At 46.2% G+C, this 1,599-nt stretch carries 3 protein-coding genes; all 3 read right to left on the bottom strand.

Annotated elements, in window-relative coordinates; all coding sequences use genetic code 11:
* A partial coding sequence (locus ABNS04_RS12500) for a DUF481 domain-containing protein (protein ID WP_348671619.1) occupies positions 1-296 on the bottom strand: 296 nt, incomplete at its 3' end.
* Positions 297-392: 96 nt separating this feature from the next.
* Positions 393-1,211 (bottom strand): HDOD domain-containing protein, encoded by an 819-nt coding sequence (locus ABNS04_RS12495; protein ID WP_105935929.1) that lies wholly within the window; start codon positions 1,209-1,211, stop codon positions 393-395.
* Positions 1,212-1,272: 61 nt separating this feature from the next.
* Entirely contained in the window at positions 1,273-1,554 is a 282-nt protein-coding gene (locus ABNS04_RS12490; RefSeq protein ID WP_348671618.1) for a DUF1289 domain-containing protein, read from the bottom strand.
* Positions 1,555-1,599: the final 45 nt, after the last annotated feature.

Below are 1,599 nucleotides of genomic sequence, written 5' to 3'. Positions count from 1 at the left end.
GATTGGGCGTAGGTATACAGTCGCTGTGCAGTGGTTTGATTGACCAAACTGTCGTCCACAGTTACTTCGGTTTCCTTATACAGGAACTCTACCCAGTAGTTATTCGAGAAGCGTTTGGTTTCGTGCTCGGATTTAAGACTGCTTTTAATTGAGGTCGCGTTGGTATTCCCCGAGGCAAATATCACCCCAAGTTCACCGTCGAGCGTAAACTTATCCTTTTGATCTTCGTCGTACTCGACGAAGTCGGCATGATACAACGTACTGATCAAATCTTTATCAGCGCCGGATGCCGACATACAAAACAGCGCCAGAACAAGTGGCGCTGCCTTTGCTAAAAATTGATGTAACATGGAAGCAGTTTTTATGTTTTGTTTTTATTGCCTAAGGAGCGTTTACAAAACTGACACTGCTACCTTGTTAGTTTCTTTTTGGGCAAACAGTTTGGCGTTTTGTAACACTTCGTCGTCTAGCGGCAACAACCGCACCATGTCGGGTGATATAATATCCAACTCCGGATACCGTTCCCGCTGATAATGAGCCGTTGACAGCCGTATTGCACAGGTTAACAAAGACACGTCTAAGTCGCTAGCCAATTTGACCCGATTGTGGGCAAATTTAACCGGATAAAACAACGGCATAGGCAGCTTCCACTGTTCCATAATTGAACCACTGCATTCAGTAAATAAAAATCCGAAGTGAGCCACCTGGCGATCCCAGGGTGTACCCGGTGAATCATCTTTCGCATACTGTTGATATTTCTCAGGTTCACACTTTGCAATCACCAGTTCACTCAGGTTCTGCAAAATTCCCATAACAAAAAAACGGTCGCTGCCACGCACATTCATGTCTTTGGCGAGGTATTTTGCCAGCATGCCGGTAAATACCGACTGCTCCCAGTGTTTATCAACAATCAGGCACTGGTTGTCAAAATGCTTAAAGGCGATATTCGCGGTTTCGGCGAGCACCAGGTTATACAACGCCTCTCCACCAATAACGCTAACCGCTTTGGTGATGGATTCTATTTGCGAAGGGAAGCGGAACAGTGCACTGTTAGCCAGACGAAGTAATTTAGCGGTAAGTGAAGGATCGATGCTGATGAGCGCGGCGATGTCGTCCATATCTGAGCGCGGATCGTCCAGCACATTACGTAACCGTAAACAGATGTCCGGTAACGTAAAGGATTGCGTTGCGTATTCAATAAATTGATTCATTACCCTGTGACCTTTCCTCGATCATAAATTAAGTATATCAGAGCGTTAAAACCTCGCTGCGTTATTTGTCAGGCTCACCACCAAACAAATCCTGTTGCAACGGCTGCGTATCGGATTGGTTATTTGATTGTGACTTACGGCGTTGATAATAGCGCTTACGTCGATTACAGGCGTCGAGTATTACGCGTCGCGTGCCGTCATCGATCTGTAACCAGTACAGCCGCTCTTCGCGGGAGCGAAAACAGCCCTGGCAATACCCTTTAGGACCGCTTTGACAAACGCCAATACACGGACTCGGGATAGTAAAAAACTCAAGCTGAGCTGGCTGCTTGTCGTCTGCCATGGTTACAGAATTTAATAATCAATATTATTAGCTTAGCACGCCTTC

The organism is uncultured Idiomarina sp., from assembly GCF_964010655.1.
Lineage (GTDB): Bacteria > Pseudomonadota > Gammaproteobacteria > Enterobacterales > Alteromonadaceae > Idiomarina > Idiomarina baltica.
Note: the sequence above shows the minus strand (reverse complement) of the source record. Positions and strands in the feature narration are given on the sequence as shown.